We start from the raw sequence: 7952 nt of genomic DNA on the forward strand, positions 1-7952 counted from the left end.
TGTTTCTCCCTGAAAACTATTGCTCACGGTGCTCAACCTGTGAGAAGATTCGGCTAATAAAATTAAACGCGATCGAGCTATGACTGTTCGGGTATATAGAACGCACGCTTACGAGACAACCCATGAGAACCGTATATTCGATGGCTTGCTAAACGAATTGGAACGGGCGTGGGGTGATTCGGATGATTTGATAATTCTGTTAGGAAACTTCTACTGTGAAGGAAGCGAAATTGATGCAGCAATTCTGAAAAGAAACAGTATTACTGTCATCGACTTCAAAGACTACGGGGGAAATATTACTTTTTCAGAAAATGGGCCGTGGCTGGCTGGTGACGTGGAGGTAAAAGGGGGAAGCAAGCCAAATCCATTTATTCAAGTCAGAGATAACAAATTTGCGCTACTCAACAGTTTAAAAAGAATTAGATTCCCGTCAGATAGAAAACCAAATTTAGGATATATATCTGGGTTAGTGCTTTTTCACAAACCCATTACCTTTGACGAAAGACAGCTATCGCCTAATATTGAAAGGTGGTTTCATGTTGTTGACTTCGCCGGTACAATACAGCGGTTATCTCAAATCACTAGCCGAGAAATCAATTTTTCTAAGCAAGATTTAGCAGACATTGTTCAACATTTTTCTATTGCTGATTATATTCCTCCAGGATTGGGTACTAAAGCAATTCCTGACTCTTTATCAGCAGTTGATACTGCTAAAGTTGAGTTACCTAAGTCTCTTGAATTTGTAGTTAATCGCGTTGAGCAATTTTTAGCTTCCTCAAAGAAGGTTTTAATCGTGACTGGGATGATGGGAACAGGTTTGCATCTTCTGCAAAAAGCGATTTCAGATACATCTAGAGCCTTAAAGCGAAATTGCTCGGTGCTTGCGCCTAACAGTAAGATTGCATCTGTTTATCCAGTTGAATCAAAGAGTATTTACTCGCATCTCTTCACAAAAAATTACAAAGTAGAGAAGGATCAGCTTGTCTATGGATTGGACAAAAATCAGGATACAGAGCAAGAAGTTTACATTGTCGGTGATGCCCACTTGATATCGGATTCACAGTTTGAAAATGATGTTTTTCGTTACGGTAGCGGACAACTGCTTACAGATTTCTTGGAATATACCGAAATTGATAAAACTCAAAGACAGGTGATTTTTCTGGGCGATCCGTTTCAGCTAACAAGAGGTAAAGTGGAGGAATCGGCCCTGTGTTACGAGCGCTTGGAGGCTGCGATAGGCGGTGAGATCGATCGCATCAATCTTGATTTTATACTTCCAGGACAAGAGCAAAATTTGTTTGTCAAAAATTGTCAACAAATCGCTCAAAGTATACATTGTGGCAGATTTAATCAGCTCGCAGCGATCGCCGATGACTCGAATTGCATCCAAATAGTCGATCGCTCAAATGAAGAAGAGGTATCGAGAACCGTATTCCAGGAAGATTACCGATCCACCAAGTTTATAGTTTTCAGCAACGAATCGGTTAACCGCATCAACAATCAGGTTAGACAAGAGTTTTTGGGTCTAGGTAAACAGATTGTTGCAGGTGATATTGTACATATCCACAACAGCCCTGTCGCAGTAGATAGACAACAGCCCGATCCAACTTATATATCAAATAACTCTTTTGCTGAAGTCATAGAAGTTTATCCCAATATTTCACCTTTAATCCAACCTTTGAAAGGGCGCGAACAGCCACTTAAGATAAATTTTCTGCGTCTTCGAGTACGGCTACTTGAGAGCAGTAAAGAGGTTCAATTTTACTGCTTTAGTGATTATTTGTATGCAGAAAAGCCAGAATTTGACAAGGACACACTTGTAGCTCTGCGGGTTTCAGCAGAAAGCAGATTTAGACAACAGCAGAAACAGGTAATAGAATCAGACGAATCGGATAACTCTAGCGAATTAGCAAAGTTTCTACGCAGCGATCCGTATTTAAACGCAGCCCATCTGAGGTTTGGCTACGCGCTGACTCTACATCGCGCCCAGGGACAGCGGTTTAAGACTGCGATCGCAAATATGGATACCGGCCAGGGACAAACAAATGCCGCTTATTTTCGATGGGTTTATACCTTGTTTTCTGTCTCCCAAAATCAACTTTTTCTCTTAAATTTTCCCTCAATTACACCATTTTTTAAAACAACTTGGAAGAACAGTCAAAGCAAGCTCGATTCAGTGGTATTTAAGGATTTAATTGCATTTGATCCGGATTCAGCAGCAGGGAATGCAAATATTTCGGCTTTCCCTATCCACGAAAAACCTTTGAAAAATCTTTACTTACATATCGCGGCAATTCTGAGATTCCATCAAATCCAGGTAATTTCATACAAGCATAATAGTTATCAGGAAGTTTACGAGTTTGCCTCGGAAGAGGGTCGATGTTCCTGCTGTCTTCGCTTGCATTACAATGGGCAATTTGAGGTCACGCGAATTGAAACTGTAAAATCTGAGCCGATTGAATTTGCCGCTTTAGTGCGCGATGTTATTACATCAAAAGTGCGATTAGGAAATGAATTTCAGCAAACAGTTCAAGCTATCATAAAAGCAAAACTAGACTCACACAAAATAGCCATCTGGGGAATTGAACACCACTACTACCATCAATTTTACTATCTCAAATCAGAACATGACACTCTCAAACTGAAAGTTGTCTACGATGGAGATGCTTTTGTGACGCAAGTTGTGCCGCTCGGCTACACAAATTTACAAATCTCAGAATTAGTTCGCCTCGCACTGGAATTATAAAAATGTCAAATTTAACGGAAGAAATCAAAAATTTGAGAAAAGCTGGACGCATAGATGAAGCTTATTCGAGAGGGCACGAACTGCTAAAACAACATCCAAATGACAAATTCCTGGCTAGCAGTTTAGGTTGGGTTCTCTATGACAAAGTAAAAAAACTAATAGATACGGCTAATCAATCTCAATCCATAGATTCAGAGACATCTGTCAGCCAACTCAGGGAAATATTGGCAGAATATTACAAACTCAAGCTGACTCGACCAGATTTGCTGTTTAGTCGTTTGCTATCCCAAATTGTTCGATTAAAAAAGGAAATCAAGTTTTTACCCAAGTTCGTAAAATGGGCGGGTATTGACAGTTTTGGATCGGAAGATTTTCAGGTTTCTACTGCTAATGACGGTAAAGTTTACGAGTCATTGGTTGAGAAAACAGCAAGGGAAGTGGGGAAGATTGCTTGTGAATTGACTGTTCAAGATTACCCGGATGTACAAGAATTACAAAATTTTGCCGTTAAATTGATCGATGTTGCACTCGATCGCGCCAAAGTTCAAAAACCGGAATGGCTGAATTATCGCAAGGCTTTATTGCTAAATCGTTTGGGGCGAGCGCCAGAAGCTCAAAAACTTTTGGTTTCCTTTGTCAAGCAGAAGCGTAGCGATTACTGGGCGTGGCACGCATTAGCTAAAGTCGTGGAAACTTCCGATTCTCAACTAGCGTTAGCACTTTGTGCAAAAGCGTGTTTAACTTGCAGGGATGAAAATTTTGGTGTTAGCGTTTTTGAGGATCTCAGCCGACTCGCAGCAAATAGAGGCCAAGGGGAAGTGGCTAAATGGGCTGCCTATCGAGCTTTTGCTGTTCGTAACAATAACGGATGGAAAATCCCCCAATCGCTTCGCAATCTCTTGACGGCTAGTTGGTACGATCGTGCAGGAAATCTCTCTAACCCGGAGGAAGTGTTAGAAAATATAGCTGCTAGTGCCGAAAAGGTGATTTGGCAAAGTTGCCCGCGATTCCATGCTAATTACCTCGGCACCTTTGCAGCAAAAACTGGCAAGATTATGCTCAAATTTGGATTGCATTCTCATAGTGGATCTGAAGAAGTTGTTACTCCCGATCAGGGAATGCTGAAGAATTTAAATCTGCCAATGGGCGCGCCAGTGACGCTGACTGTTGATAAAAACGGCGAGCGGCTAACGGTGCTTGCGGTGGAGAAACGCGAATCGGGCAAACTCTTTGATAGTATGTCTTGTAAAACTGGTCGTTTTCGCTTGCATCAAAGTGGTTTTGGGTTTGTAGAAAATGTGTATGTTCCTCATGAATTAGCTGGTCAGTTGCAAAACGAGCAAACAGTTAATGTTGCTGTTGTCAAAAGGTTTGATAAAAAGAAAAACACATGGGGTTTGACAGCCAGCGCCATACTTAGGAATGAGAATTAAATAACTTCCACAAGTTTGTGGGACGGGCGGGACGCCCATCCCACAATAACAATTAAAATTGTAAGTTATTTAATTCGCGATCCTTAATTAGTTACAAACATACAAAAACCCGGCTGCTTCAAAACACCGGGTTTCTCCATATTCTTGCTGCATTTTCGATCGATCAAACTCCGTTTATGTAAGCCATAACTGGAGTACCTTGCTGCTGCTGCGCGATTTCCAAAAGGCGTTGAATGCGATCCTCTGTCGGCGGGTGAGTGCGGAAAAGTGACTGCAAACCTTTAGTCGAAAAAGGATTCACAATCAGCAGGGGCGACATCGCAGGATTGCCGTGCATGGGAATTTCATGACCCAGTTTCTCCAACTTTTGCAGGGCGTTTGCTAAGCCGATCGGGTTATTGGTAATTTCCACCGCACCGCTGTCGGCTGCAAATTCCCTCGTCCGAGAAATCGCCATTTGAATTAGGGTTGCTGATAGCGGTGCTAAAATGATTAAAAACAGCAAACCAAACGGATTCGGGCCTTGTCTGCTATCCCGCGTTACCGGGCCGTAAAGCGCTCCAAAAGTCAGAATTCGCCCGACAAATGTAATTGCACCGGCAATTGTTCCTGCAACTGCTTGAGTGAGGGTGTCGCGGTTGCGGATGTGCGTCAATTCGTGCGCTATAACGCCTTCCAATTCGTCGCGGGAAAGCAAATTCATGATGCCTTCAGTAACTGCTATTGTGGCGTGTTCCGGGTCTCTTCCTGTGGCGAATGCGTTGGGAGATTGAGTGGGAACTACAAAGATTTTCGGTACTGGAATTTGGGCTTTTTTACTCAGCGATGCTACCATATCGTAGATTTCTGGTGCTTCGCTGCGGGCGATGGGGCGAGCGCGGTAAGCCATTAACGCGGCCGTGTCGGAATAGTACCAAGAGCTAAAACTTGAGAAGGCGGCTAGGGCTAAACCGATGTAAAGTCCTTGCTCGTTGCCGATTAAATAATAACTTCCTAAAACTAGAAGACCGCTTAGGAGTCCTAAAAGAGCTGCTGTCCTGAGTTGATTTGTTCCTAACATGGCGGGTTGAGGGCGATCGCTATTTTGATATTTTTGAGCTTCTAATTAGATTTTCATATTTGCGGGCGATCGCGCCTCTATCTGCCGAAATAACTGCTGTCGCCAATAGTAGTATTTCACCTTTTGAGTCAGAAACTGGGAATGTCGATCTGGAGGCTCTCTCTGGCTGCTCTCAAGAGGCGATAGAGCCACAGGATATGACATTTCCAGGCTCTGGTTGGAAACGAGATTAAACGAGATAGCCATTCTAAATACCCTGTGACTGCAATTACGGTATAATTGGTGAATATGACATAGTAAAAATTCCACATAAATCATGACTATCGATATAGAGATTTTTCAAACTCTCGTCAAGATGCCAGAATCTCTCAAACAAGAGATATTGCATTATGCAAAATATTTACTTGAAAAACACGCAAAAACTGAATCATCTCAAGAACAACTTGAACAACCTCATGGTTATGGTAGTTGGGCCGGTCAGATCGTTATGTCTGATGATTTCGATGAACCGCTGGAAGATTTAAAGGAATATATGTAACATGAACTCCCTTTTAGATACTCATGCCTTTCTGTGGTATTTGCTTGGCGATTCCAATCTAGGTAGTAAGGCAAAAGAAGCGATCGATACTAAAACAGGTTTGTATTTTAGTATTGCCAGCCTTTGGGAAATCTCTATTAAAATCAATGTCGGTAAGCTTCAACTGAATCGGCCATTTGAAGACCTGCCGAAGGAATTGCAATACATTAACGCTCAAATTCTACCAATTACATTTGAAGACACTGAGATTTACGCAGGTCTTCCTCTGCATCATCGAGATCCCTTCGATCGCATTCTGGTAGGACAGACGATGAATCATTCGCTGGTTTTGATTAGTCGTGATGAGGCTTTTGATGCTTATCCAATTCAGCGGGTGTGGTGATGAAGAAGGCAAAAATTTTATCAGTAAGCCCAGATAACAAAAGAGAATAGCCAGATACCCGACTTGTTTAAGAAGTCGGGTATCTGGCTATTAGGTAGAATTCTCGAACCCTAAACCGCTTGCACTTGCTTTTCCTCAACAGCAACAGGTTCTTGATATACAGTTTGAGACTCCGACGCCAAAAACTCAGCCAATTGAGCTTCAATTTCATCCCGCACAATCTGGCGGTATTCGAGGAAATGCTCGTTGTGAGCACATACGGTTAAATAGTGATCCCAAACAGCAGGATTGCGCTTGAGAATGCTGAACAAATGATGCCAGAACTTCCACCGAGTTTTGCGCTTGACTCCCTGCCGCCAAACCACAGTTAACAGTGCTCGCAAATCGATCCAACTGGGAACTCTTGCAGGTATCTTTGCTGTGGGTGCACCTAACATTAAGAAATGGCGATAAGTCCGGTCTAAATATTTCTCAGCATCGTACACTTCGCAGAATGCCTCGACATATTCGCGGGCAATATCTTCGAGAGGCCGCGTGGGAATGAAGTTCATCAAGGTAGTCTGGTTGAGGTTGCCAGATTTGTCGCGCAACCGCCCTTCTTTTGCTAGTCTGTGGGACAATGCAGTGTGCGGCAAAGCTTGCAGCATTCCAAAGGTTGTGCTAGGAATGGCTGCTGCTTCGGCAAACTTGACAATCCGCTGACCGGCACCGGGTTTTTCGCCGTCAAATCCGATGATAAATCCGGCCATTACTCGCAAACCGGATTTGGCAATTAACTCTACGGATTCGATCAGGGAATTGCGGGTATTTTGGAATTTTTTCGTCATTTGCAGGCTTTCTTCGTCGGGAGTTTCAATCCCTAAAAACACTGCATTGAAATTGCAAGCAACCATCATGTCCATCAATTCTTGATCTTGGGCTAAATCGATGGATGCTTCTGTGTTGAAAGTAAAGGGAAATTTGTGTTCTTCTTGCCAGACTTTTAAGTCTTTTAGCAACAGTTTGACGCTGCGTTTGTTGCCGATAAAGTTGTCGTCTACCATGAACACGCCGCGCCGCCAGCCCAAGTTGTAGAGATAGTCTAATTCTGCTATCAATTGTTGGGGGTTTTTCGTGCGAGGTTTGCGGCCGTAGAGGACGATGATATCGCAGAATTCGCACTGGAAAGGGCAGCCTCTGGAAAATTGAATCGACATGGAATCGTAGGCGTCTAATTCCAGCAAGTCGAAGCGGGGGACTGGGGTTGTGGTAACATCGGGTTTTACGCCGTCCGATCGATAAATTCCGCTTTTTTCGCCCCGCCCGATTGCTTCGACGAACATCGGCAAGGTGATTTCGCCTTCGTCGAGAATCAGGTAATCTATGCCCGCTGCTTGAGGTTCTTCGGGTACAGAGGTGGGGTAAGGGCCGCCGCAAGCTACGGATTTACCGCGCCGTTTTGCTTCGCGAATGATGTCTAGCAAATCTTCTTTTTGGACAATCATTGCGGAGAGAATAACGAGCTCTGCCCATTCCCATTCTGCTTCGGTGATTTGTCTGATATTGCGATCGACTAACTTAAATTCCCATTCTTGGGGTAAAATAGCTGCTACTGTTACCAAACCCAGCGGTGGCAGCAGCACTTTACGATCGACTAATTCTAGGATTTTCTCGTAAGACCAAAATGTTTTCGGAAACAGCGGGTAAACTAAAAGAACTCGCATTATATGTTAAACCTCACCAAAAAACTGGGTCTGAAGCCCCGTCCTTATAGGACGGCTTTACATTGAATTAAATCCCCTTTCGGGGTCGGA

7 protein-coding genes are annotated in these 7952 nt (G+C 43.3%); 5 read left to right on the forward strand and 2 right to left on the reverse strand.

The window, feature by feature from the left end; all coding sequences use genetic code 11:
• Positions 1–79: 79 nt before the first annotated feature.
• Both QUA88_RS08195 and QUA88_RS08200 read left to right on the forward strand, forming a co-directional pair.
• Positions 80–2746 carry an NERD domain-containing protein gene (locus tag QUA88_RS08195; RefSeq protein WP_333271172.1) on the forward strand — a complete coding sequence of 889 codons (2667 nt, stop codon included), beginning with the start codon at positions 80–82 and terminating at the stop codon, positions 2744–2746.
• 2 nt (positions 2747–2748) lie between these two features.
• A complete protein-coding gene (locus QUA88_RS08200) occupies positions 2749–4179 on the forward strand; it encodes a DUF7017 domain-containing protein (RefSeq protein WP_333271175.1) in 1431 nt (476 codons plus the stop codon).
• A gap of 163 nt (positions 4180–4342) precedes the next feature.
• On the opposite strand, the gene QUA88_RS08205 is transcribed toward QUA88_RS08200, so the two are convergent.
• On the reverse strand, positions 4343–5239 hold the full coding sequence (locus QUA88_RS08205) for a M48 family metalloprotease (protein ID WP_333271177.1): 897 nt from the start codon (positions 5237–5239) through the stop codon (positions 4343–4345).
• On the opposite strand from QUA88_RS08205, the gene QUA88_RS08210 reads away from it, so the two are divergent.
• The 3 genes from QUA88_RS08210 (at position 5227) to QUA88_RS08220 (ending at position 6159) form a co-directional block, all read left to right on the forward strand.
• A complete protein-coding gene (locus QUA88_RS08210) occupies positions 5227–5472 on the forward strand; it encodes a hypothetical protein (protein WP_333271180.1) in 246 nt (81 codons plus the stop codon). The genes QUA88_RS08205 and QUA88_RS08210 overlap by 13 nt on opposite strands.
• An 83-nt stretch (positions 5473–5555) precedes the next feature.
• Positions 5556–5777 carry a type II toxin-antitoxin system VapB family antitoxin gene (vapB, locus tag QUA88_RS08215; RefSeq protein WP_333144142.1) on the forward strand — a complete coding sequence of 74 codons (222 nt, stop codon included), beginning with the start codon at positions 5556–5558 and terminating at the stop codon, positions 5775–5777.
• Position 5778: 1 nt separating this feature from the next.
• Positions 5779–6159 (forward strand): type II toxin-antitoxin system VapC family toxin, encoded by a 381-nt coding sequence (locus QUA88_RS08220; RefSeq protein WP_333271183.1) that lies wholly within the window; start codon positions 5779–5781, stop codon positions 6157–6159.
• 110 nt (positions 6160–6269) lie between these two features.
• Here QUA88_RS08220 and QUA88_RS08225 read toward each other — a convergent pair whose 3' ends face one another.
• A complete protein-coding gene (locus tag QUA88_RS08225) occupies positions 6270–7862 on the reverse strand; it encodes a B12-binding domain-containing radical SAM protein (protein WP_333053968.1) in 1593 nt (530 codons plus the stop codon).
• Positions 7863–7952 lie beyond the last annotated feature (90 nt).

It is taken from the genome of Microcoleus sp. D3_18_C2 (assembly GCF_036702395.1).
In the GTDB taxonomy this organism is placed as follows: Bacteria; Cyanobacteriota; Cyanobacteriia; order Cyanobacteriales; family Microcoleaceae; genus Microcoleus.